The 26,344-nt window shown below is 22.9% G+C and carries 26 protein-coding genes and 1 tRNA gene; 12 read left to right on the forward strand and 15 right to left on the reverse strand.

All coding sequences use genetic code 4. The features are described 5' to 3' along the window. Window positions 1-323: 323 nt before the first annotated feature. Complete coding sequence (locus ACICQF_RS00510; RefSeq protein ID WP_395473285.1) at window positions 324-527, forward strand: hypothetical protein; 204 nt, start codon at window positions 324-326, stop codon at window positions 525-527. Window positions 528-4,118: 3,591 nt separating this feature from the next. Further along, a complete protein-coding gene (locus ACICQF_RS00530; RefSeq protein ID WP_395473286.1) occupies window positions 4,119-5,027 on the forward strand; it encodes a hypothetical protein in 909 nt (302 codons plus the stop codon). 13 nt (window positions 5,028-5,040) lie between these two features. Here the strand turns inward: ACICQF_RS00530 and ACICQF_RS00535 are convergent, their stop codons facing one another. From ACICQF_RS00535 to ACICQF_RS00550, 4 genes are all read right to left on the reverse strand, one after another. After that, window positions 5,041-5,580, reverse strand: a complete 540-nt coding sequence (locus ACICQF_RS00535; protein WP_395473287.1) for a hypothetical protein — start codon at window positions 5,578-5,580, stop codon at window positions 5,041-5,043. A 48-nt stretch (window positions 5,581-5,628) separates the two neighbouring features. Further along, a complete protein-coding gene (locus tag ACICQF_RS00540; RefSeq protein ID WP_395473682.1) occupies window positions 5,629-6,456 on the reverse strand; it encodes an IS30 family transposase in 828 nt (275 codons plus the stop codon). Beyond that, window positions 6,457-6,579, reverse strand: coding sequence for a hypothetical protein (locus ACICQF_RS00545; protein WP_395473096.1), 123 nt, complete (start codon window positions 6,577-6,579; stop codon window positions 6,457-6,459). 272 nt (window positions 6,580-6,851) lie between these two features. Beyond that, window positions 6,852-6,928 (reverse strand) — tRNA-Ile (locus ACICQF_RS00550). A 176-nt stretch (window positions 6,929-7,104) separates the two neighbouring features. Between ACICQF_RS00550 and ACICQF_RS00555 the strand changes: the two genes are divergently transcribed. Together ACICQF_RS00555 and ACICQF_RS00560 are read left to right on the forward strand one after the other, a co-directional pair. Next, window positions 7,105-7,266: a hypothetical protein gene (locus ACICQF_RS00555; protein ID WP_252319474.1), complete on the forward strand. Its 162-nt coding sequence runs from the start codon at window positions 7,105-7,107 to the stop codon at window positions 7,264-7,266. A gap of 123 nt (window positions 7,267-7,389) precedes the next feature. After that, window positions 7,390-7,647, forward strand: coding sequence for a hypothetical protein (locus tag ACICQF_RS00560; RefSeq protein ID WP_281748997.1), 258 nt, complete (start codon window positions 7,390-7,392; stop codon window positions 7,645-7,647). Between the two features lie 714 nt (window positions 7,648-8,361). On the opposite strand, the gene ACICQF_RS00565 is transcribed toward ACICQF_RS00560, so the two are convergent. Then, entirely contained in the window at window positions 8,362-9,153 is a 792-nt protein-coding gene (locus ACICQF_RS00565; protein ID WP_395473288.1) for a hypothetical protein, read from the reverse strand. A 40-nt stretch (window positions 9,154-9,193) separates the two neighbouring features. Between ACICQF_RS00565 and ACICQF_RS00570 the strand changes: the two genes are divergently transcribed. Further along, window positions 9,194-9,958, forward strand: coding sequence for an IS30 family transposase (locus ACICQF_RS00570; protein ID WP_395473289.1), 765 nt, complete (start codon window positions 9,194-9,196; stop codon window positions 9,956-9,958). Between the two features lie 216 nt (window positions 9,959-10,174). Here the strand turns inward: ACICQF_RS00570 and rpsI are convergent, their stop codons facing one another. Both rpsI and rplM read right to left on the reverse strand, forming a co-directional pair. Beyond that, a complete protein-coding gene (gene rpsI / locus ACICQF_RS00575; RefSeq protein ID WP_395473290.1) occupies window positions 10,175-10,582 on the reverse strand; it encodes a 30S ribosomal protein S9 in 408 nt (135 codons plus the stop codon). A 12-nt stretch (window positions 10,583-10,594) separates the two neighbouring features. Then, window positions 10,595-11,029 carry a 50S ribosomal protein L13 gene (gene rplM / locus ACICQF_RS00580; RefSeq protein WP_395473291.1) on the reverse strand — a complete coding sequence of 145 codons (435 nt, stop codon included), beginning with the start codon at window positions 11,027-11,029 and terminating at the stop codon, window positions 10,595-10,597. A gap of 409 nt (window positions 11,030-11,438) precedes the next feature. On the opposite strand from rplM, the gene ACICQF_RS00585 reads away from it, so the two are divergent. From ACICQF_RS00585 to ACICQF_RS00605, 5 genes are all read left to right on the forward strand, one after another. Next, window positions 11,439-12,386, forward strand: a complete 948-nt coding sequence (locus tag ACICQF_RS00585) for an SGNH/GDSL hydrolase family protein (protein ID WP_395473292.1) — start codon at window positions 11,439-11,441, stop codon at window positions 12,384-12,386. Window positions 12,387-12,637: 251 nt separating this feature from the next. Beyond that, window positions 12,638-12,814: a hypothetical protein gene (locus ACICQF_RS00590; protein WP_395473293.1), complete on the forward strand. Its 177-nt coding sequence runs from the start codon at window positions 12,638-12,640 to the stop codon at window positions 12,812-12,814. Window positions 12,815-13,141: 327 nt separating this feature from the next. Further along, complete coding sequence (locus ACICQF_RS00595; protein ID WP_395473294.1) at window positions 13,142-14,014, forward strand: BspA family leucine-rich repeat surface protein; 873 nt, start codon at window positions 13,142-13,144, stop codon at window positions 14,012-14,014. 273 nt (window positions 14,015-14,287) lie between these two features. After that, window positions 14,288-14,899: a 30S ribosomal protein S4 gene (gene rpsD, locus ACICQF_RS00600; protein WP_395473295.1), complete on the forward strand. Its 612-nt coding sequence runs from the start codon at window positions 14,288-14,290 to the stop codon at window positions 14,897-14,899. A gap of 234 nt (window positions 14,900-15,133) precedes the next feature. Continuing rightward, entirely contained in the window at window positions 15,134-15,475 is a 342-nt protein-coding gene (locus ACICQF_RS00605; protein WP_338958972.1) for a hypothetical protein, read from the forward strand. Between the two features lie 64 nt (window positions 15,476-15,539). Here the strand turns inward: ACICQF_RS00605 and ACICQF_RS00610 are convergent, their stop codons facing one another. Continuing rightward, window positions 15,540-16,055 carry a hypothetical protein gene (locus ACICQF_RS00610; RefSeq protein ID WP_395473296.1) on the reverse strand — a complete coding sequence of 172 codons (516 nt, stop codon included), beginning with the start codon at window positions 16,053-16,055 and terminating at the stop codon, window positions 15,540-15,542. A gap of 290 nt (window positions 16,056-16,345) precedes the next feature. Between ACICQF_RS00610 and ACICQF_RS00615 the strand changes: the two genes are divergently transcribed. Then, window positions 16,346-17,110 carry an IS30 family transposase gene (locus tag ACICQF_RS00615; protein WP_395473289.1) on the forward strand — a complete coding sequence of 255 codons (765 nt, stop codon included), beginning with the start codon at window positions 16,346-16,348 and terminating at the stop codon, window positions 17,108-17,110. Between the two features lie 217 nt (window positions 17,111-17,327). Here the strand turns inward: ACICQF_RS00615 and ACICQF_RS00620 are convergent, their stop codons facing one another. The 7 genes from ACICQF_RS00620 to hprK all read right to left on the reverse strand — a co-directional run bounded on the left by ACICQF_RS00620 (window position 17,328) and on the right by hprK (window position 25,176). Then, window positions 17,328-18,404 carry a hypothetical protein gene (locus tag ACICQF_RS00620; protein WP_395473297.1) on the reverse strand — a complete coding sequence of 359 codons (1,077 nt, stop codon included), beginning with the start codon at window positions 18,402-18,404 and terminating at the stop codon, window positions 17,328-17,330. A gap of 16 nt (window positions 18,405-18,420) precedes the next feature. Continuing rightward, entirely contained in the window at window positions 18,421-20,037 is a 1,617-nt protein-coding gene (gene tyrS / locus ACICQF_RS00625) for a tyrosine--tRNA ligase (RefSeq protein ID WP_395473298.1), read from the reverse strand. A gap of 702 nt (window positions 20,038-20,739) precedes the next feature. Beyond that, window positions 20,740-21,036, reverse strand: coding sequence for a helix-turn-helix domain-containing protein (locus ACICQF_RS00630; RefSeq protein ID WP_252319896.1), 297 nt, complete (start codon window positions 21,034-21,036; stop codon window positions 20,740-20,742). Between the two features lie 34 nt (window positions 21,037-21,070). Beyond that, window positions 21,071-22,021 (reverse strand): DNA-binding protein WhiA, encoded by a 951-nt coding sequence (gene whiA / locus ACICQF_RS00635; RefSeq protein ID WP_395473299.1) that lies wholly within the window; start codon window positions 22,019-22,021, stop codon window positions 21,071-21,073. A gap of 23 nt (window positions 22,022-22,044) precedes the next feature. Beyond that, entirely contained in the window at window positions 22,045-23,010 is a 966-nt protein-coding gene (gene trxB / locus ACICQF_RS00640) for a thioredoxin-disulfide reductase (RefSeq protein WP_395473300.1), read from the reverse strand. Beyond that, window positions 22,994-24,196 (reverse strand): prolipoprotein diacylglyceryl transferase, encoded by a 1,203-nt coding sequence (locus ACICQF_RS00645; RefSeq protein ID WP_395473301.1) that lies wholly within the window; start codon window positions 24,194-24,196, stop codon window positions 22,994-22,996. Before ACICQF_RS00645 ends, trxB begins: the two co-directional genes overlap by 17 nt. Window positions 24,197-24,228: 32 nt before the next feature. Continuing rightward, complete coding sequence (gene hprK / locus ACICQF_RS00650) at window positions 24,229-25,176, reverse strand: HPr(Ser) kinase/phosphatase (RefSeq protein ID WP_395473302.1); 948 nt, start codon at window positions 25,174-25,176, stop codon at window positions 24,229-24,231. Between the two features lie 205 nt (window positions 25,177-25,381). Between hprK and ACICQF_RS00655 the strand changes: the two genes are divergently transcribed. Beyond that, window positions 25,382-26,320 (forward strand): IS30 family transposase, encoded by a 939-nt coding sequence (locus ACICQF_RS00655; protein ID WP_395473303.1) that lies wholly within the window; start codon window positions 25,382-25,384, stop codon window positions 26,318-26,320. The last annotated feature ends 24 nt before the right edge of the window (window positions 26,321-26,344 follow it).

A 26,344-nucleotide genomic window follows, 5' to 3' on the forward strand; every position in this document is an offset into this window, starting at 1 on the left:
AGGAATTTTTGTGTTTTTAATCGTAATCTTATTTTTTGCAGAAATTTCAATTACAATTTTCATAATAACAATTACATATTTCAATAAATTACCTCCTATTTTATATAAAAAGATTATCACTTTTTAAAATAAAAATTAATTTAATGATAACGAAAATATATTAACTTCTTAATAACTAAATTTAATGTTCAATCACTTATTAACAATTGTAATTTTATATAATATAAAATAATATTTAATTGTTAACATTCAAAAGTGTTAAATATAATAAGTATTGAAATTTTATATACATAAAATTTAATGATTTTGAAAGGAACAATAATATGTTAAAAATATCTACTAATTATTTACCAGATCCCACTGAATATGCTAAAGTTTTTTGTGAATATATATTCAAAACTTTAATAGAAAAAATTATATATTTTTATACAACAGTCAATGGGTTTCTAGATCAAAAATTTATTACATTTTTGACTAATGAAAAAATTGCTAATGAATTTAATAAAACAAAAAATATGGATTTATAAACATTAATAAAAGAATTTTATGATACACATCATAAAATTAAAATTCCACTAATAACAATAAATAAAAAATTAACAAAAGAAATTGAAAAAGAAGTAAGTGAAGTATTTAATAATACAACTACTTTAACTATAATTTTTTATAAAATTTGTATAAAAGATAACGCAACTAATAGTGATATTAGTGATTTTTTTATTGAAAAATATACAAAAAAAATTATTAATACTTTTAAAAATCTCTATTATATTTTTTATTACTATAACTATATCAAACATTTTAGAATTAGAGATAACAAAAAAAAGAAACATATTTCAACAAAAAAATATCAAGATAATTTAAATATACAATTAATTAAATAAATAAAAAAAAGTCTTGAATATGCCATTTTAATAATAAACAAAATTGATACAAATATTTATAAGCGAAATTTAAAAATAACACCAGAAGAAAATTTACAAAAAAAAGCACAAGATGCAGAAAATGAAAAATATGATGCATCATATTTACATAAAAAAACTAATGCTAATAATTGTATACTTTCATAAACGTTTTCTTTAATCTTTATTTTCTGTTACGTCAATAATAACTTCACTATTATCATCAAGAATTTCTTTAGTTATAAATTGACCAACGCTTTCAGCACCAGTTTTATCAGCAACCGTTTTTAAACGACTTAATTGTTTTTCCAACGGAACTAATGTTTTATTAATGCCAACATAAAGATCGTTATTTTCTACTAAACACTGTAAAAAATTATTATTTAATAACTGAATATGAACGGAAATATTATATGTATGATTACTATTTCTTTCAATACCAACTTTAGCAATCATATCTTTTTTAATATATTTAGAATACTTTTCTTGTAAATAATTAAAATTTTTATCAACAGCATTTTTAATTTCATAAGTAATATTAATATTTTTTCCATGGACAATAACTTGCATGATTAATTGCTCCTATCTTTTAATTATTATATACATTTTCCCATAAACAAATAAATTTTAAAAGATAATAGTGTAATTAAATTTAAATTATTAACAACTAAGCAAAATACCAATTATATTTATAATATGCTTAATATCATCTTCAGTTAAATTAATGATTAATACTCTATTTTTTATCTTTTCATGATTTTTGTTTTAAAAAATTTTGTTTTCCATTAAAAGTAATAGCTGTTTTTCAACGTGGATAATTATTACCTTTAGTAATAGCATTAGTATTATTCATTGGTTGTAAATTACTAATATCAGAAGTGCCTCCATGAAATAAAGGTCGTTGATGTATAATAGTTCAATTATAACTTTTAGGATCATCATTAAGTTTAACATTACTAATAAAGTTATTTTTAAACATTAGCGCACCCGCATAGTCTTTTCGATATAACTGTGGATTATAATCATCAATAATTTCTCCTTTATTTCATACTTCTTCAATTTGTTGTGGTGTTCAAGTTACTTCACTATTAACAACATTACTACTGTTATTACTACTGTTATTAGTTTGAACAGGATTTGGATTACTAGTTACTTGATTATCAAGTAATTTTGATTGTGGAAGTGCACCTCCACCAGTATTATTAATAACTATATTTATACCTTGTATTGATTTATCATCTTCATTAAAAAATCGATCTGTAAATGATGGTCCAATAGTTTGTTCACCAAAAAGAGAATTTTGTTCAACACTTGCGGGTATTTCTGTTGCTGATAAAGCATTATTATTTGTCAATGATAATGCTTTTTTTGATTTATTTCTTAAATTAGCCATTATTAATCATAAAGAAAAAAGTACTAAAAAGAAACTACAAATTAATGCAAAACCTCAAGGTAAAATAAAAAATAAAACATTAATAATTTTTTTGTCCATAACATAACTATAAATTTTTTTATAACCATAACTTATTAATAATCCTGAACCAATAAGTAAGACAAGCGAAATTACTACTACTATTAATGCTCATACTAAAGTTATTATTCCATATTTATTTAAAAAAATAAATGGAATTGTAATAAACACTAGAGTAATAACCGAAAAAATTAAAGTAAAAATTGTTAAAATCTGAAAAGTAAGAGTAAATGTAATGCCTTTACTATTAATTACTTCAGTTAAAATTGCTAAAATCTCATTAACATTAGTACGATAAAGTATAAGTCATAATACTCAACTTATAATCAAAGTTATTGCCATTAATCCCGAACTAACAACAATTCCTCAACGATTATGAGAATTAATGTTTCTATAATTCTCTGCTGACACTTCCATACTAAAACCTCACAACTCTAAAATCTCATATATTAAATTCTATCATAAATGATGATTAACATGTTTAACGACAATTATGAAATGCTAAATTGTAAAGGTAAGTGCAACTAAATTATTTTTCTATCCAAATATTCGATTGGTGAAAGATAATTTAATATTTTTCTCGGTCTTTGGTTTAAAGACAATATAAATTTATGAACTTCATTTTTATTAGTTTTTGAAAAAATAAATTTTTTAGGAAATTTTTCTCTAATTAAACCATTAGTATTTTCATTAGTACCTCTTTGTCAAGGTGAATATGGATTGGCAAAATAAATTTTTACATCTAAATTTTTTTCAAGTGGTTGTCAATTTGAAAATTATTTGCCACGATCAAAAGTAATATTTTTAACAATGTTTTTAGGAAGAATTGATAAATAATAACTGACATTTTTATTAATAACTTTAGTAGTTCTGTTTTTAACTAATATTGCTAAAGTAAATCGTGATACTCTTTCAACTAAAGTTATTAAACATGATTTGCTTTTACCTCGTGATGATACTATAGTATCTCCTTCTCAATGACCAAGTGTTATACGATCATTAACATTTATATCTCATTCTTTAATTGATTTACCATTAAACTTGCCACGATTTTCTTTAGATTTTCGTTTTTTACCTTTTCTTCTTAAATTTTTACTAGTAACTTTATCAAGCATTCCAAAATAAATTCAAGTATAAATTGTTTTAAAACTAATAACTCACTCTTTATGAAAATTTTTAATTCTGCCATAAATTTGTTCAGGTGATCAACCTAATAGTAATTTTTGTTGTACATATTTTACTAAATTCTTATTTTTAAACTTATGAAAACTAATATGTGATTGTTTTCGATTTTCAGCTTTATTTTGTGCAATTAATGAAAAATAATGATTATTATCTTTATTTCTATTAATTTCTCGAATAATAGTACTAATACTTCGATTAAGATTTTTAGCTATTTCACTAATTTTAAATTTAAATTTCAATTGATTCTCAATATAAATCCTTTCATCTATGCCAAGATGTTTATAACTAATATAAAAACTCCTTACTTTTTTCTAAACTAAATTTAGCATTATGAAATTTTTATATGAGAATTTTTTGCAATTTTATTTACTTGCACTTACAAGTATAATTCAGCATTTCATTTTATTACTAAAATAATTTCTTGTAATAAATATTACAAATAAAGTAATTTCTCGTTTACAAAAAAATATTAGATATAATACTTGTAAACTAAAGATATAGTTTTTGACCTATTGTTTTATTTTTTAACAAATAGGTTTTTATTTTAAAAGGGGGACAAAATGAAAACAATTAAAAAAGAACAAATATTTACTAACAAAGCATATTTAATAAATTATGAAACTGTAGAAAAAATTAAAAAACAATTACTAAATTTAAAAGGAGAAAAAATAAAACTTATTGAAAAAAGTGAGAAAATTGAAAAAGAAATTAATAATTATCAAAAAACTATTCAATTTTGAATTAAACAAAATAAAGAAATAGAAGATAAAGTATTTCAATTTAATATTCAAATCTATAAATTAAAGGAACAAAAAATTAACAAAATTAAAAATTTTTTTATTAATCTTTTTTCATTTGGAAAAATAAATAAAAATAAAAGTATTAATAATTTAATTGAAACAGAAGAAATAAATTGTGAATTATTTAAAAAAACAAAATTAAATAATCAACAAAAAATTAATATTTTAAATTCAAATTATATTGAAAAACAAACAAAATACGCAAATTTAATAACTAATATTAATCAAATAACTGAACATGAAAACAAATTATTAGAAGATAAAAATAATTTGTTAAATAATAATAATAATTTATTAATTGATTTAATAAATCAAAAAGAACAGCAAGAAAAAGAAACAATTGTCGAAGTCAATGAGCAAATGGTTGAACAATTTGAATCAGAAATATTTCAACTTAGTGAAAAAATTTGTGATTTGGAAAATCAATTATTATCTAACAGTAGTGATGAAGGCTTTAATTCAAAATCTACATCAACAGATTTTTTAAATTCAGATATTTCAGTACCTCTAAAAATACAACCAAAACCACAAATATCTAACCCTATTAATAAACAAAAAGAAAAAGACATCCCTTGAGAACAAACACTACGTAAATATGAAAATGATATTCCAACAAAAAATTATAAGCAAAGAATAAAGCCAACTAATTCAAGAATAATAAAATTTTAAAAATTAAACATATTTAGAAATTAGCAATATCAACTTTATCTTTTGCTTTTGGTATATCAATTACTGGTGGAGATTCTGGATATACTTTATTCATACTACTTGCTAAATTTCTTACTCATTTACCACGATGATAAATAAATAAAGAAATAATCATTTTAATAACATCACAAGAACGCATAATAGCATAAATATAAACAATATCTAAAGGACTATAATGTACCTCAATAAATAAAATTAATATTGAAAAACATCAAGTAAAACAACTATCAACAAGTAAAACAGTAATTGCTAAGCCACCAGGACGAAATGCATAAATACAAGTATACAAAATAGTATAAGCACTAAAAACTATAGCATCAACACGCATCATTCAACTAGAAATTCGTAAGGCTTCTGTTGTTGCATTAAATAATAATTGTGGTAAAAAAAATGAAGATAAAACTAATAAGCCAGCAAAAAATAATGATACAAAAAAGCCTAACTTAATTAAATGTTTAGCATTATATTTAGCACCAATCAAATCATCGGCACCTAAACGATTGGCAATTAACATCGAAGAAGCAATACCAAATCCAATGCTAAATTGTAAAGGTAAGTGCAACTAAATTATTTTTCTATCCAAATATTCGATTGGTGAAAGATAATTTAATATTTTTCTCGGTCTTTGATTTAAAGACAATATAAATTTATGAACTTCATTTTTATTAGTTTTTGAAAAAATAAATTTTTTAGGAAATTTTTCTCTAATTAAACCATTAGTATTTTCATTAGTACCTCTTTGTCAAGGTGAATATGGATTGGCAAAATAAATTTTTACATCTAAATTTTTTTCAAGTTGTTGTCAATTTGAAAATTCTTTGCCACGATCAAAAGTAATAGTTTTAACAATGTTTTTAGGAAGAATTGATAAATAATAACTGACATTTTTATTAATAACTTTAGTAGTTCTGTTTTTAACTAATATTGCTAAAGAAAATCGTGATACTCTTTCAACTAAAGTTATTAAACATGATTTGCTTTTACCTCGTGATGATACTATAGTATCTCCTTCCCAATGACCAAGTGTTATACGATCATTAACATTTATATCTCGTTCTTTAATTGATTTACCATTAAACTTGCCACGATTTTCTTTAGATTTTCGTTTTTTACCTTTTCTTCTTAAATTTTTACTAGTAACTTTATCAAGCATTCCAAAATAAATTCAAGTATAAATTGTTTTAAAACTAATAACTCACTCTTTATGAAAATTTTTAATTCTGTCATAAATTTGTTCAGGTGATCAACCTAATAGTAATTTTTGTTGTACATATTTTACTAAATTCTTATTTTTAAACTTATGAAAACTAATATGTGATTGTTTTCGATTTTCAGCTTTATTTTGTGCAATTAATGAAAAATAATGATTATTATCTTTATTTCTATTAATTTATCGAATAATAGTACTAATAATTCGATTAAGATTTTTAGCTATTTCACTAATTTTAAATTTAAATTTCAATTGATTCTCAATATAAATCCTTTCATCTATGCCAAGATGTTTATAACTCATATAAAAACTCCTTACTTTTTTCTAAACTAAATTTAGCATTATGAAATTTTTATATGAGAATTTTTTGCAATTTTATTTACTTGCACTTACAAGTATAATTCAGCAATTACTAAAAACCTATCACTAATTAAAATATCTGATTAATCATAGGTTTTTAATATAACTTTTTATATTATTAATAAATCAATTGATTTACATCTTTATTATAATTTTTAATTTGATTTAAATAAAAAAAATAAACAAAACTGTTTATTTCATAATTTCACATATAATGGTGGGACTAAATGGACTTGAACCATCGACCTCACGCTTATCAAGCGTGCGCTCTAACCAGCTGAGCTATAGTCCCAAAAAGAGCAACAGAGATATTATATATTTGTTCAAGCACGATTGCAATATATAATAACAATATTTTATTTAATTTTTATTTAATATTCTTATAATAAAAATTTATATTTTTAAAAGTAAAAAAAATTTTTTGTATAATTTATTCATACAAGTTTTTTTATTAAGAGGGGATTCAGAATGACAAAGATTAAAATACATATCTTAAAAATTGAAAAATGAAATCAAAATTTAGGAAAAGAAGCAACACTAAATGATGATGATATAAAAGATATAAATGAGAATGAGAATATAGAGAAAATTAATGATGATATTATTGCAAAATCACCTACGTTTTCATAATCATATTTTTATTGTATATTTATTAAAATTTTTTAATAAAAAATACTAAATATGAATTAAGTAAAATGATATAATTTATATATAATTTACTTGTTAAATTATATAAGTTTGAGAGGTAAAAAAATGAATGGCAATAAAAATGAAATGAAAATAAAACTCAAAGAAATTTATTTATTAAAATATAAAACAAATCAAAGTGATGACATAAAATATAAAGCATTTGAAACATTAGAATTAGCAACACTATTTCATCTAAGTTTTAAAGAAATAGTGACAAAATTTGGATATCCTAATCGCGAAATTATTCACTATGAAATTATTGTAATACCATTTAATTTAGATGCAAGTAGAATATTGAATCAAATTAATAAATCAAAATAATATTAAGAAAATATTCAAATATTTTCTTAATATTATTCATTTATATAATTAATTAAAACTTTGCTTATACAATCAATAATTGTAAAAACAATATAAATTTGTTATCATTTTTACATAAAATAATATATTTCTTAACTTATTATTTTTATTATCTAAAAATGTTTTTTTTTATATTTAAAGAGGTATCAAAATGAAAAAAGTTAAAATATTACAGTTAACAACTATAATATTATTTGCAATCACGGTTTTAATTACAATTACTGGTTTATACTTAATTTGATTTAGTAACTTTTATTTTAAATTCGATAATAAGGAACAATGTCATTCAAATTTTAAAGATGGATATACAATATTAAAACATTTTAGTTTAAATTATACTATTAGCACTTCGGCAAGTTCTTTCTGTAACTTAAATCATTTTCCTGATAATTACTATCCTTGAATTCAATTACAGATTGGAGTTATCTTTTGTATAATTATCGTTCCAATTTTATTATATACAGTATTTCTATTCATAGTAATTATTTTTATTTTTAAAATAAAAGAAAAAAATAATAATTTTTGAGATTCAATCGAAAATTGTGAAATTATTAATAATTACTATGTTCATTAATTTTTATTAATATACTTTATCTTATTAATAATTTAAAAACTAAATATTTTCTAAATATTATAATATTTTTATTATAATGTTTTTTATTTTTTTTAATAATTTTATTTTATTCTTTTAAAAAATAACTTCCCTTGATAATTTTGATTAGTTTTATCACTATAGTTTTTGCTTCCAATATATAAATTATTATCTGCAAGTAATAAACTTACTACCGCACCATAATCTTTATTTCAACCAAATACTTCAGTAAAAGTAATACCACCATCAGATGACTTATATAATCCACCTTTAAAAAATTTATTATCAATAACTTTAACTCTACTTCCAACATATAAATCATTATTAACAACAGCTAAACTTCAAATCTCACCATAATTTTTATTATTTCTTCAACCAATAGTTTCTGTTATTTTTTCTCCTTTAAGAGAAAGTTTAAATAGTCTACTTTCATATAGTTGATTTCTACTTCCAATATATAAATCATTACCAAAAACTATTAAACTCCAAACTTCACCATTATTTTGATTTCATTTTTTTAACAATTCTAATATTCCATTAGGCTTAAATATTAATAAATTTCCAGTATATGTACCAGTTTTAGTACCAATATACAAATCATTATCAATAACCGCTAAACTTCTAACTTCACCATATGTTTCAATTCAATCCTCAATTTCTGATACTTTTTTATTAGATTCAATCATAAATAACTTACCATAACAATCAGAAGTTCTTGTTCCAACATATACATTATTACCCATAGCTACTAAACTATAAACTTCTCCTGTTATTTCTGATATTTGTGTCAAAATATTTTGTTCAGGAGAATGCTGAATTATACTTGTAAGTGCAAGTAAATAAAATTGCAAAAAATTCTCATATAAAAATTTCATAATGCTAAATTTAGTTTAGAAAAAAGTAAGGAGTTTTTATATGAGTTATAAACATCTTGGCATAGATGAAAGGATTTATATTGAGAATCAATTGAAATTTAAATTTAAAATTAGTGAAATAGCTAAAAATCTTAATCGAAGTATTAGTACTATTATTCGAGAAATTAATAGAAATAAAGATAATAATCATTATTTTTCATTAATTGCACAAAATAAAGCTGAAAATCGAAAACAATCACATATTAGTTTTCATAAGTTTAAAAATAAGAATTTAGTAAAATATGTACAACAAAAATTACTATTAGGTTGATCACCTGAACAAATTTATGGCAGAATTAAAAATTTTCATAAACAATGAGTTATTAGTTTTAAAACAATTTATACTTGAATTTATTTTGGAATGCTTGATAAAGTTACTAGTAAAAATTTAAGAAGAAAAGGTAAAAAACGAAAATCTAAAGAAAATCGTGGCAAGTTTAATGGTAAATCAATTAAAGAACGAGATATAAATGTTAATGATCGTATAACACTTGGTCATTGAGAAGGAGATACTATAGTATCATCACGAGGTAAAAGCAAATCATGTTTAATAACTTTAGTTGAAAGAGTATCACGATTTACTTTAGCAATATTAGTTAAAAACAGAACTACTAAAGTTATTAATAAAAATGTCAGTTATTATTTATCAATTCTTCCTAAAAACATTGTTAAAACTATTACTTTTGATCGTGGCAAAGAATTTTCAAATTGACAACAACTTGAAAAAAATTTAGATGTAAAAATTTATTTTGCCAATCCATATTAACCTTGACAAAGAGGTACTAATGAAAATACTAATGGTTTAATTAGAGAAAAATTTCCTAAAAAATTTATTTTTTCAAAAACTAATAAAAATGAAGTTCATAAATTTATATTGTCTTTAAATCAAAGACCGAGAAAAATATTAAATTATCTTTCACCAATCGAATATTTGGATAGAAAAATAATTTAGTTGCACTTACCTTTACAATTTAGCGTTATATTAACGTTTTGAAAACTGCGGTGCTTTTCTGGCTGCTTTTAAACCATATTTTTTACGTTCTTTTTTACGTGCATCACGAGTTAATAATCCAAATTGTCTTAATAATACTCGATAATCTTCTGACACCTTAACTAAAACATTAGATAAAGCTAAACGTGCTGCACCAGCTTGACCAGTTCTTCCGCCACCTTCAACTTTGATATTAATTTCAAAGTTTTCTAACGTATTAGTTACTTTTAAAGGTAATAACATATCTTGAACTAAGATTTCTTGTTCTAAATATTTTAAAGGATCAAAACCATTAATTAATATTTTTGATTGACCAGTATTTTTTAAATGAACACGGGCAGTTGACGTTTTACGTCCGCCTGAACTTGAATAAGTTACGGTTTTATTAGATGTTGTCATAAAAGTCTACTCCTATTGGCCTAATATTAAAACTTCGGGGTTTTGGGCTTGATGTTGATGTTGATCATGGTTATAAACATGAAGATGTGTAAATTGCTTACGACCTAAGGTAGTATTTGGTAGCATACCTTTAATCGCTATCTCTACTAATTCAGAAGCATCTTTAGCAATCATACTTTGTACATTACGTACACGTAATCCACCAGGATATTGTGAATGGTTATAATACTTCTTATCTTGTAATTTATTACCTGTTAATTTAATTTTGTTTGCATTAATAATAATGATATAATCTCCACAATCTAAATGTGGTGTAAATGAAGGTTTATTTTTACCACGCAATATCATTGCAACTTTAGTTGCAAAACGTCCTAAAATTAAACCACTGGCATCAATAACATATCACTTTTTTTCAATGTTACTGAAATTCATTGTTGTTTGACGCATTTTTTTCTCCTTACAGTGTAATTTTTACCGGGACTACATTGCTTAAAGCATTAATAATTATATAGAAACTTATTTAAAAAAACAAGTATTATCAAAGATTTAATAATTATTTTTACACAAAATTATCGATTACAAAATAAATAATTAAAAGTTATAACTAACTCTTATAAAAATATTTATTTTTTAAAAATATAGTATTATTTTCTAAAAATAATTACATTAAACATTTTTTTATTATATATTATTTTTTTCAATTATAAACTTAAATTAAGACTTATTTAAAATACTTTTTAAATAAGTCTTAATTTAATTCTACAAAAATACAAATTAAAAAATATATACCAAAATATATCATTATTTAAACAATAAATTAAAAACTAAAAATAAATTAAAAGGAGAATAAATAACTATGAAAAATTTAATAAAACTAATGACAAACATAATCTCAACATTAAGTAATGCAAATTATAATACAAGTAATTTTCAAAATAATTTTTATACTTTAGGAGACAGTTTATCAGATGTAGGAGCATTGGTTGGTGCAGGAAGTCAATTTTTTCAAAATATTCCCCTCCCAGAGGAACTTATGAAATCTCATGATGTACAATTAAAACCTCCTTATTATCAAAATCGATCTTGATGTAATGGCCCTGTTGCAACCGAATTAATTAGTAAAAAATTAAAACAAAAAGTTACAGCTGGATGAGACTTTATAGCATTAAATGGTCAACATTTTTCACAAATAGGTACTAACTACGCTGTTGGTGGAACATTTATAGAAAAAGTTTATGGTCTTGAAGGTTTATTTTTAAATAAATTTTCACTTGATGAGCAAATAAAATCATTAATAAAACAACATAGTGATTTTTATAATGATGATTTAGTTTTTATAAACATTGGAACTAATGATTTAATGTGAATAATTGATCATAACATTACTGATATTGATAATGCTATTAATAAAATTATTAATAAAATTGATGAAGATTTAACAGAATTAATTAATAAAAATATTAAAAAAATAGTTATAACAAATATTGCTGATATGGGATTAATTCCTAACTATAAAGAAACTATTAATCAACAACCAATGACAAATCTTGTAAATAAATTTAACTTAAAATTAACTGAAGAAATTAAAAAAGCAAATAAAAACTTTGAAAAAACAAATATTAAAGAGTATGATGTTTTTTCAAAATTTAATAAACTATTTGAACAATTCAAAAATAGAGGAAGTCAATACCAAGATTCAAATGCTACTAAAATTGATATAAATACTCTTGGAAAAAATGGAATATTACAAACTCAATATGTTTCTGGTGCAAACTCACAAAATATTGATAACTATTTTTTTTAGATCAATTTCATCCAACAAAATGAGTTCAAGAACAAATTGCTAATGATTTATACAAATTTTTATACAAATTTAATAATAAAAATCTATTTGAAGTAGATTATCGTCCTGCTGCACATGATTGAATAAAAGTAAAAATTAGTTATGATAACTTTTTACATATCCAAAATATCTATAATACTGAAAAACAAGAAAATTTTAAACAATTATTTTTTAAAATTATCAATAAATTTGCAAAAGAAGACGATACTGGATTGGGTGGTAGTATAAGTCAAGATGATATTTATACAAAAATAAAAGTTATTATTGATCATTTTCAAGAAATAAATAATTTTTTTAAAAGACTACCAGAAGATCAAGGAATAAGACTTGTTACAAATAGAATTGGTTCATGAGATAAAAATGATAGTATGGGTGTTTTTAGTCAATAAATAAAAAATGGTATTAAAAATAAATAATTAAAAATTTTAATCAAGTTTACTCATAATAATTAACATTAAATATTTTTTATTGTATATTAATTTTTTCACATATAAACTTTAATTAAGATTTATCAAAACTATATTACTTATCTTTAATATCATAATTATGAACTTAAATAAAAATATTATTATAAATTAAAAGTAAATATTTTTAAATAAATCTTAAGATAATAATAAAAAGTTATATAAATTCATAAATATAAGTTTAAAATAATAAGTCTATCAATTATATTTATCTAAAAAATATTAAAAGTAAATAAAAAGGGGGTTTTATTAATGAAAATATTATTAAAAACATACAAAACACAACAAGATACAATTTACAAAAATAAAAATGGAGAAGAAATAAAAACTAATATAGAAGATTTGTCAAATATAGAAAGTAAAGAGGTTGTTCAAATTGGTTTTTATAAAAATCAACAAGGTGAAATTCAAGTGGTTAAAATGTCAAGAATAATTGAAAAAGTACCTGACAAACTACCATCAGAAATAACATCATTGCAAGAAATGTTTTCTGGTAGCTCAAAATTCAACCAAGACATTTCAAACTGAGACACTTCAAAAGTGACAAACATGACATCAATGTTTTCTCTTACACAATCATTCAATCAAAATATTTCAAAATGAAATGTTTCAAATGTAACAACTATGCATAATATGTTTGGTGGTGCTTCAAAATTCAATCAAGATCTTTCAAAGTGAAATACTTCTAATGTAACAAATATTAGTTACATGTTTTACTATGCAAAATACTTTAATGGAAATATTTCAAACTGAAATACTTCTAAAGTAACAGATATGAGTTACATGTTTTGTAACGCTCTTGAATTTGATAAAGAGCTTTCAACATGAAATGTAGAAAAAGTAACAGACATGCGTAGTATGTTTGCTGGTGCCGAAAAATTTAATCAAAACATTTCCGGTTGAAATGTTTCAAATGTAACAGATATGAATTTTATGTTCTATGACGCAAAAAAATTTAATCAAGATATTTCACAATGAATTCCAGAAAAAGTCATAGAATATATTGACTTTTTCTGGAATTCAGGAATAACTGATGACAAAAAATACCAAAATTCAATAACTAACTTTTTTAAATTAAATACTAAATTTCATTATATAAATTTAAATTATTTTTTAAAAAAATAATAACTAAAATTTAATGATATTTAATTGCAAAAATGAAAAATAATATTTGACAAATAACATTACTTATCCTATAATTAACAAGCATTCACGAAAGCAGCAAATAAGTATTATTAAGTTGCAAATAGTTTACCCTCAAAGATTATTCTTTTTATTAGTAGAATTTTCTATTAATCTTAATAGTAACCAGTGCTGTTCTGGCGAATTGTAAACTATCTTAATGAGAACTTATTAAAGTCTCTTTGTGTTTGTATACATTCCAAGGAGGTTTTTATTATGTCAAGATATAATGGTCCGGTTTTTAGAAAATCAAGAAGATTAAACTTCTCAATTCTTGAATCTGGTAAAGAATTTGCAAAAGGAAAAAAGCGAACATTCGCTCCTGGACAACACGGTCAAAAAAGAATTAAACTTTCTAACTATGGATTACAATTACAAGAAAAACAAAAAATTCGTTTCACTTATGGTTTAAATTCTCGTCAAATGAAAAATTTATTTGATGAATCAAAAAAAACTCATGGTGTTACTGGTACTAACTTGTTGGTATTCTTAGAATCAAGATTAGATAATATTGTTTTTCGTTTAGGTTTATCTTTAACAAGAAAAGGTGCTCGTCAATTAGTAAATCATGGTCATGTTTTAGTTAATGGTAAAAAAGTTAATATTCCTTCATATCGTGTTAAAATAGGAGATAAAATTACTATTACTGAAAAAGCACAAAAAAATGCAAAAATTATTGAAGCATTAAGCGCTAATGCTTCAACATTACCATTTATTGAATTCAATAAAAAAACATTTATTGGTACATATGTACGTCATCCACTACGTGACGAACTAAATACTGATATTAATGAAGCATTAGTTGTTGAATCATATGGACGTGCTTAAAATTAATAATTAATTTAAAATCTGTTATCAATTGATAACAGATTTATTTTTTAGATGGTAAATATCAATAAAAGCATTTATTATTTTTTTTATTTTTGAAAAAATAAAATATAAATTAATTATCTATTAATCAATTTCCTTAAAAAAAAAGTAACAATTAATTTTCTACAACTACTATGTCAATTAAATTAAATGATATAATTTTAATTATAGATGAGTAAAGGAAGAATAAAAATGATTAAAAATGAAATTTCTGAAAAAATAGTTAGTATTACTTTTGTGATAGCTGTTATGATAACAGCTATTGGCTGATTAGGAATTAGTAAAAACAAAAAGAAATATTTAATTTTATGAATAGCTATAATTCCTTTAATTTTTAGTAACATATTTTCATTTTTTACTAAAAATTATTATGATAATATTTTACTAATATCAGTATTAACGATATCTTATTTAATTTATATAGGTTTTTTAATCATTAGTACTTATCGATTTATTAAAACAAAAGACAAAAAAGAAAGTAATAATAAACAAGTAGAAAATACTATTGATTTAATAAAAAATAAAATATTGTAAAAGTTACCCTTTGGGGTAACTTTTATATGTTCTCTATAAATAATGAACTTAATATAGGTTCATATTATATAACATTATGAAAACTATTTGAACCATTACCATTATTAGGAATATGTTCTTGATTTGCTGCATCAATAAAATTTTGTTGTCTTGTTAATGGACCATTTTCTAAAATTTGATTAATTCTTGTTTGTAAGTCAGGATTATTAGGTTCTTTATATTTATTAGCATTCTTTCATCTTGAATTTGGTGTTTCAATTTCTTCTTTTCTAGTAACTAATTCTTTATATATTTCTTCTAATTTTTTAAACTTTTCTAATTCATCAACATTATTAAGAGCATTTACTATTTCTTTTAATAGTTGGATATTAATTCGATGTTGAAGTGACATATAAAAAGGATTATAAGAAACAGAATATCCTGCTTTACTTTCTGCATTATAAATTTTCTCTTCAACGTCTATATAGTCATTAATATTATTAATTAATTTACCTATATTTATTCTGAAACTGTCAATCATATTTTTCTTATATTCTTTAGGTGTGTTTTCTAATGTTTTTATTAATAAATCATCTAACATATTCTTTATCTTCCTTTGTTTATTAAAATTAACTTAATAAAAATCCTAATATAGAAAATATCTATAATAGGAAAGAACATTTATTAAATTACTAGGTAATAATATCATATTTTTTTTAAAACACAAAGAAAAATTACTACTCCAGTTATAAGTAAAAATTAAATTCCTCAACTATTTTTTTATTTTGCTGAATTATACTTGTAAGTGCAAGTAAATAAAATTGCAAAAAATTCTCATATAAAAATTTCATAATGCTAAATTTAGTTTAGAAAAAAGTAAGGAGTTTTTATATGAGTTATAAACATCTTGGCATAGATGAAAGGATTTATATTGAGAATCAATTGAAATTTAAATTTAAAATTAGTGAAATAGCTAAAAATCTTAATCGAAGTATTAGTACTATTATTCGAGAAATTAATAGAAATAAAGATAATAATCATTATTTTTCATTAATTGCACAAAATAAAGCTGAAAATCGAAAACAATCACATATTAGTTTTCATAAGTTTAAAAATAAGAATTTAGTAAAATATGTACAACAAAAATTACTATTAGGTTGATCACCTGAACAAATTTATGGCAGAATTAAAAATTTTCATAAACAATGAGTTATTAGTTTTAAAACAATTTATACTTGAATTTATTTTGGAATGCTTGATAAAGTTACTAGTAAAAATTTAAGAAGAAAAGGTAAAAAACGAAAATCTAAAGAAAATCGTGGCAAGTTTAATGGTAAATCAATTAAAGAACGAGATATAAATGTTAATGATCGTATAACACTTGGTCATTGAGAAGGAGATACTATAGTATCATCACGAGGTAAAAGCAAATCATGTTTAATAACTTTAGTTGAAAGAGTATCACGATTTACTTTAGCAATATTAGTTAAAAACAGAACTACTAAAGTTATTAATAAAAATGTCAGTTATTATTTATCAATTCTTCCTAAAAACATTGTTAAAACTATTACTTTTGATCGTGGCAAAGAATTTTCAAATTGACAACAACTTGAAAAAAATTTAGATGTAAAAATTTATTTTGCCAATCCATATTAACCTTGACAAAGAGGTACTAATGAAAATACTAATGGTTTAATTAGAGAAAAATTTCCTAAAAAATTTATTTTTTCAAAAACTAATAAAAATGAAGTTCATAAATTTATATTGTCTTTAAATCAAAGACCGAGAAAAATATTAAATTATCTTTCACCAATCGAATATTTGGATAGAAAAATAATTTAGTTGCACTTACCTTTACAATTTAGCATTTTTATTAAAACGGATTATAAATATTTTTTAAATTTTGAATAATATGTTCTCTTACTATTACATCTTTAATTGAATTAGTAAAAGCAGAAATTTTAGGCTTTAAAAGATTATAACGACCCATATTTTTTGGAAGTGTAGTATCTATTCTTGGCATATCTTTTAAATTATTATCAAATACTTGTACTACTTCCGAATATAAATTAAGTATATTAGCATAAGCATTAAAAACTAATACCATATAATTAACATCTAAAAAATTATCAACTCCGTGTTGTTGCAAGAGTTCTATAATTATTTTTTTATTAGCATTGATATCACCTGTTGATTCCATTTCTTTTAGAGCATTAGCAATTTTATCGGTTTCATCTACTCTTAATATACCTATCATTTTTAACTTTTCAACAGTACTGTAACATTCCTCATAAGTTGTATTATTTTTTAATTCATTTATACTCTGCTTTAATGTTTCACTATTTTGATATAAATCAATAACAGTGTTAATGTCTGTTACATTAACATTTAAAAAAGGAAGATTATTATCAATACTACTAAATATTTTATGAGTAACAGAAGTTGTTTGTATTTCATTTTTAATAACACCATAACTTAATAATTTATTACCGAAAACACTAATACCCATCATAATTATTATGATACTACCTAAAATACTCATTCTAATAAAATTAATTAAAATTCCTGCTGTAGCATTTATTGCTTTGTGTTCAATTTTATTTTTATTAAAAAGTACAAAATATAAAATAATATAGATTATTCAAAATAAAATATTAATACCAATAATTCAAACAATAGCATATATCAAAAATCCAATATTATCAGTTAATAAATTCTTAAATGAAGCAAAACTACCGCTAAGGTCACTAAACCATGGTGATACCATATTTTTAAAAGAATCTATTAACATTGGTTTAAATGCCAACATTAAACAAATACTAAGTAAATTACCAGCGCTAATAAATGTTAATGCTCTTCCCCCAATAAAAAAGCCAGTAACAATACCAAAAATAATAATAGCAAAAATAATAATATCCCATAATAATGGAGAAACATTAATAAATATCATATTTAAATACCCTTCCTTATTTATGAACAACTATAAAATAATGACGCTTACCTTTTTTAATAACTGTTACTTGATTATTAATTGCGTTTTTTTTACTAATAAGAAAATTTATATTGGTAATTTTTTCACCATTAACAACAATTGAACCTTGAATAATTAGTTCTCTTGCTATTCTTTTTGAATTACAAATTTGATTATTAACTAAAAAATCAATTATTTGTTCATTATGATTAAGATTAAAATGTGGTACATCTTTTAAAACCTGTAAAATCTCAGATGATTTCATTTGATGAATCCGGTCGTGGAAAAAAGCATTAGTAATATTAATAGCACTAAAATATCCATTTAATTTATGAATAAATACTGTTAATAAAGCTGCTAAAATCTTTTGTCCATAATGTTGCTTAACATCACTGTTATGAATTACTAAAATTTTTGCTATTTGTTCTTCACTAAATAAAGTTAAAGAATTAAAAAAAGTAGGCAAATCTTTATCTTCTTGATTAAATAAAAATTGATATAACTCATAAGGCGAATTTTTTTCACTATTTAAAAATATAGCACCTTTTTCGCTTTTACCAAATTTTTCACCATTAGATTTAGTTAATAAATTAATAGTAATACCGGCAGCATGATGTTCATCACCTTTTTGTTTTCTAATTAAATCTAAACCGGAAGTAATATTTCCTCATTGATCACTACCACCAGATTGAATATAACATTGCTCTTTTTCATATAAATGATAAAAATCATACGCTTGTAATACCATATAAGAAAATTCAGTATAAGAAATTCCAGAATTTAAACGATTAGCAATCATTTCTTTGCCTAACATTTGATTAACATTAAAATGCTTACCAATATCACGCAAAAAAGTTGTAATTGTTAGTGGGTCTAATCATGTTTGATTATTAATAATTTTAATTGGTTTAATTTTATTGTTTAATGTTCCCAATGGTAATTTTAAAAATGTAATTCAAGTTTCTACATAACTATCACAATAATTTAACAATTGTTTAAAGGAAAGATTATTTAAATCACTTTTCATAGTAATTCACTTTTGATCAAAATTACAAATTTCATATAAAGTTTTTAGTAATGATGCTGATAATCCTAATTCTTCTCAAGGTAAGGGCAATGTTTTTAAAATACTACTTAAAGTCTGTTGATATTGATTATTTGGATTAATACTTTTAATAATCATCTCTAATGTTTCATATTCTTTATCATTTAATAAATTACATGTTTTAATTAATTTTAATGATGTTAAATTATCAATATTTTCATAATTTAATAATGTCACTAACTGCTCTTTTATTTTTCTAACATTAGTTTGTAACACATTTTCATCTAATAAATTACGTTCTTTATTTTTACCACTTGGATCACCAATCATTGCCGTTGTACCACCAATAACAGCAATTGGTTGAAAACCAAATATAGCAAAACGATGCAATAAAATAATTTGTAGTAAATTACCCAAATGTAATGAATCATTACTTGGATCAAAACCACAATATATTCCTTTTCCTAATTTTCCTGCATTAATTACTTTATCTATGCTACTAATATCTTTTAAGATATTACGTCATTTTAATTCGTCAATAATATTGGATTTTATTATATTATTCATAGCATCTCCTATTTATTTTCATCTAAAATATCATCAACTAACAAATCAATAGTTGTAATAACTGTATCGTTATTATTACTTGCATTATTGTAATTAATAGATGTAGTTTCTTTAAATATTTTATCGCGAAATTCTAGATAGCGCGATGGTAAACTATCATATATTTGTTGTTGTTCTCTATTTTTTTTAATTTGTGCAATTCTAGTATTATCAAGATTACTAGAATTATTATACGCTACTTCTTTTTCACGAAAAATATTTTCTTTAGTTTTTTATCAACATATTGCTCAATAGTGCTAGAACTGCTATCAGCTTTTTTAATATTAATTGGAATCGTAGTTATTTTTTGATGATTAAGACCAAATATAGGTGAAATAATACTACTTAACTGATAAGGTTATTTTTTAGCATTATCAACATTAGTAGTAACATTTTCAATTTCAACTTCTGTATTTTCTATTGTCATAATAACTCCTTAATGATAATCAATAATTAAATTATAACATTTTAATGATTAATTATTCATAATATAAAGTGAATAATTTTCATAATCTTCATTAAGATAAAAAAATTACTAGTGAATATCAATTAATTTTATAAAAAGTACTAATACTTTTCTCAAATTTATTTTTAATAAAAAATAAAATAATAAAAAAGTAGTACTTATTTATAAAGTACTACTAAAAGTGTATTAAATTGATTTTATTCAACACTAAATGTGTCATATAAATTTGAAGTATCAATATTATCAAACCCTACAGCAAAAAACTCACTAATAGATGAATCCAACCCATTAATTATTTTTAAGATTGCAACTAAAGATACGTTTCTTGTTCCTCTTTCAGCATCAGAAATATAATTACGATGTAGGCCGCTTGCTTCTCCAAGTTTCTCTTGTGAAAATTTTCTACCTTTTTGATTACGTAAAGTTTTCATTCGTTTTCCAAAAGCATTCAATAAATCTTGACGACCTTTGCTTAAAATTTCTTTCTTTTTCATTGTATGGCCTCCTCTTATACTTTTTATTATTAACTTACAATGTTTCTTGATACTTTTTCTTAATTTCGCGAATTAAATGATTAACCCCAGACTTAGTAATGACAAAACCAGTTTCTTGATAGTAAAGTTCACCCAATTCTGAAAGTGATGCTTCAGGATTTTTTAATCTTAAATTTGAAATAATTTGAGCTTTTAATGACAACGCTTTGAAAAGTTTTTTATCCTTTAAAACAGAAATCATTATAACTTGCTGGTCTCCAGCATTTAAAATTTTTTGTTGATTAGAAATATCAATATTATTAAAACGATTAATATTATTAAATAATTCTCGTGAAATGCGTTTATCTTCAAAAGCGAAAACTGCTTGTGGACAATCAATTATTTTTAAAAAGTCAGAAATTACATTAGATTTTTTTAGATAAAGCACCGTTTTATTACGACGTTTTATTATTTTAAAGTTTAATTTAAAAATTTGTAATAAAATATTTTTAATTTTTTTAGCCAACATATCATTATGAAATTGTAATTCCAAATGGTAGTTAGGTGTTGAAGGAGAATTGATACTGCCAACTACAAGGAAGATTCCTGCGATATACGCTCTTATACAATGCTCTTTTATTATTATATGCTGGTGCATAGCTTCTTTCTCAATAAAAAGATATTTATCTTGAAGCATTAAATCATTAATAATAAAATCAATTTTATTATTAATACGAATATTATACACCTTTGGACGCTCAAATTTATTTAAAACATCCACCATAACTATCAATTTTACATCTTTATATTGATTTTTTAAAAATTTATATATTAACCTAGTGGTTTTGTTATGAAAACTATGAATAATAATCTCATTATTTATTTTATCTGAATTTGTAATCTTACCATTAATAAGCGAATATGCTGATAGCAAAGATTTCTGACAACAATTTTTAAAATTTTTTTGACAGATTTCATCTTTTACACTTGTTGTAAATGATATCATTACTATCACCTCAATTGTACACTTTATTCATTAAAATTATCAATAAAGTTTATTAAATATTGTGCTGCAATCGCTCCATCGTTAACAGCAGTTACTATTTGTCTTAAATTTTTAGCAATTACATCACCAGCTGCATATAATCCTGGGATTTTAGTTTGACACTTATCATTAACTATAATATAACCATTGCTATCACAAATATCTAAATCTTTAACAAATTTTGTAACAGGATCAGAACCAATATAAGGAAATAAGGCATCAGTAGTAATTTCACTAATTTCCTTAGTTTTAATATTTTTAATTTCTAATTTACCTACTTTTTTCTTATCCTCAGTACCTAATACTTTTAATACAACATGATCAGTTATTAAATTAATATTTTCATTATTTTTAACTTTATTAACGGTTTTATCATCAGCACGAAATTGATCACGACGATGAATAAGATTAACTTTATTAGTAAATCTTGTTAAATATAAAGATTCTTCACAAGCAGCATAACCACCGCCAACTACACTAATAATTTTATTCTTAAATAAAGCACCATCACAAACAGCACAATAAGAAACACCACGATTAGCATATTCTTCTTCACCAGGAACACCAATTTTACGTTCTAATGAACCAGTAGCTATAATTACTCCTTTAACAATAAGAACATCACCACTACTTAAAAGGACTGTTTTAATTTTATGATTTTCACTATCTGTAATTTTAATAACCTCATCAGTAACAAATTCAACTTGTATTTTCTCAACTTGCTTTTGCATTTTTTCTGATAATTCAGGCCCTAAAATATAGTCATAACCCGGATAATTTTCAATTTCAGAAGTTTTAATCATTTTTCCACCAACAATATATTTTTCAATAATCACAGTTTTAAGATTTGCTCTTTGTGCATAAATAGCAGCTGTCATTCCTGCTGGACCACCACCAATAACTACTAAATCATAATCATATTTATTTTCTTTATTAGTATGATTTTTCATATAATCATTCTCCTTTACGAAATCTTGATGGTGCAATAATTTGTGCAAATATTACTAAAATAACACCTAAAATAATTCACATTCCAGAAACTATCATTGAAGTTGAAACATTGGCAATTTTCATAATGTCTCTATTATCACGAAGTGGTTCTAAAATCATTCTAATAATACCATAAAAGACAAAGTATAAAATACCTGATACTCCTGCATACGTTACTCGATAATTATTAGGATTATACATAGTATTTAAAGATTTAGAATGTGGTTGCATATTATATTTAATCTTTAAATATCATTTTTTTATCTTTGATTTAACTTTTGAATGTGTTTTAACATCTTTTCAAGGTATTTTTTCAACACTTTTAACACTATTCTTATTGGGTGTAAAATCAAAATATGCTTGTTTTCAACTTTCATATTTAAATTTACGATATCCATGAATTTTTTTAATAACCGTTCAAGGTTTTAAAAAATCTTTTCCAACAATTGGATTAGTCTTTAAAGGCGAAATAAATTGCGAAGAATCTAATTTTCATGGTTTTTTACTAAATATTTGTCCTGTTTTTGGTACAAAAAACGTTAAAAAGAATCAACCAAATAATGAAGATAATGACTCATATAAAAATAAAGGTTGACGATAAACAGCAACAGGATCTCGATTATCGCTATTAAAACCATAATGTAAATGATTATTTATTCATGTTGGTAATCAACTGAAAGGATGACCAACATCAGTTCCTAGTAATTCTTGATTAAAAAAATTACCTCATCTACCAATCGCTTGACCTAATAAAATATTTGGAACAATACAATCAATAAAAACTAACATTGAAATTTGTAACTGTTTTGAAGTACGATAAAAAATAAAGAACCCTACTATCATTCCAACTGTAACGCCTCCTTCAATTGCCATACCACCTCTTCAAACGGCAACTACATCAAGTGAATTTTCAATTGTGCTAGTATTATTAAGAACATATCATGCTCTTGCTCCTATTAATCCTGCTAATGCAATAACTAATGTTCCTCATTCTAAAGTTTTAGTTGGAATATTACGACGATATAATTTTATTCATGAAGCAATGACAGCAGTTAAAAAACCTATTGCCATTAATACTGAATAAATATGAATTCCCGTTCCCGGAATATCGGTAATTAAACTATTGTATCCATCATCATTAATCATATTTTTTCCTTTTTGATAATTTAATAATTAAATTATTTCTTTTTTGTTAAATTTCTAATTATTTGTTTTTGAAAACTAGCAGTAGCGTCTTGACCTTCATCTTTTAACTTTAAACTAATAACTGCTGCTTCAATTAAATCAGCTAAATTTCTTCCTTGACTAACAGGAATAATTATTTTAGGCACTTTAATTTCAAAAAAAACATCAAAGTTATTGTGATCACCAAGTCGATCAACTTTAGTTCAACCATCATTTTCAATTCTAATTAAATTAATAATTAAATTTACTTGACTCTCATGCATTATAACATGATATCCATACATTTTGGTAATATCTAGGATACCTATTCCTCTAATTTCAATTAAATTTTTAATAATCGGATTAACTTTTCCTACAATTTTATTGTTGACTTTTAAAATATCAATACTATCATCGCCAACAAATAAGTGCCCATTACGTAATAAATCTAATGTTGTTTCTGATTTACCAATACCACTTTCACCTGTAATTAGGACACCATAACCAAAAATATTTACTAGAGTACCATGTAAACGTTTAGATTCAGATAAACGTTCAACAATATACGTAGAAACTGTTGCTGCAAATTCAGAAGTAAAAAATAATACTTCAATAATTGGAACTGTTGAATTAATCGCTTTAGCACAGTCACATAATTCTTTTTTAAATTTAAAATTAGGTGTTACAAAAATAGCAGGAATATGATCTTCTAAAATATTACTAAAATGGTTCTTAAATTCTGTTTTTGGTAAAGAAGAAATATATTCGCTTTCTTTACTGCTTAATAAAATTATACGACGACTACGTGAGATTTGTTTAGTTTTAAATCCTGTTAACTCTAAACCACCACGATTAGTACCAATATTAGTAATAATTCTTTTTTCAATTGGAATTTTGGGATTAATATATAAAATTGTTAAATTAAATTTTGTTATTATTTCGCCAACACTAAGGTTTTCCATACTTAATTTCCTACCTTTTATAATTAAAATTTTTGATTAATTTTAAACATAATATAATTATATATAATATATCAACAGAAAGTTTATTATTAACAAAAAATGCTGAATTATACTTGTAAGTGCAAGTAAATAAAATTGCAAAAAATTCTCATATAAAAATTTCATAATGCTAAATTTAGTTTAGAAAAAAGTAAGGAGTTTTTGTATGAGTTATAAACATCTTGGCATAGATGAAAGGATTTATATTGAGAATCAATTGAAATTTAAATTTAAAATTAGTGAAATAGCTAAAAATCTTAATCGAAGTATTAGTACTATTATTCGAGAAATTAATAGAAATAAAGATAATAATCATTATTTTTCATTAATTGCACAAAATAAAGCTGAAAATCGAAAACAATCACATATTAGTTTTCATAAGTTTAAAAATAAGAATTTAGTAAAATATGTACAACAAAAATTACTATTAGGTTGATCACCTGAACAAATTTATGGCAGAATTAAAAATTTTCATAAAGAGTGAGTTATTAGTTTTAAAACAATTTATACTTGAATTTATTTTGGAATGCTTGATAAAGTTACTAGTAAAAATTTAAGAAGAAAAGGTAAAAAGCGAAAATCTAAAGAAAATCGTGGCAAGTTTAATGGTAAATCAATTAAAGAACGAGATATAAATGTTAATGATCGTATAACACTTGGTCATTGAGAAGGAGATACTATAGTATCATCACGAGGTAAAAGCAAATCATGTTTAATAACTTTAGTTGAAAGAGTATCACGATTTACTTTAGCAATATTAGTTAAAAACAGAACTACTAAAGTTATTAATAAAAATGTCAGTTATTATTTATCAATTCTTCCTAAAAACATTGTTAAAACTATTACTTTTGATCGTGGCAAAGAATTTTCAAATTGACAACAACTTGAAAAAAATTTAGATGTAAAAATTTATTTTGCCAATCCATATTCACCTTGACAAAGAGGTACTAATGAAAATACTAATGGTTTAATCAGAAAAAAATTTCCTAAAAAATTTATTTTTTCAAAAACTAATAAAAATGAAGTTCATAAATTTATATTGTCTTTAAATCAAAGACCGAGAAAAATATTAAATTATCTTTCACCAATCTACATATTTGGATAGAAAAATAATTTAGTTGCACTTACC

This window comes from Spiroplasma endosymbiont of Nomada rufipes (genome assembly GCF_964277355.1).
In the GTDB taxonomy this organism is placed as follows: domain Bacteria; phylum Bacillota_I; class Bacilli_A; order Mycoplasmatales; family VBWQ01; genus Spiroplasma_E.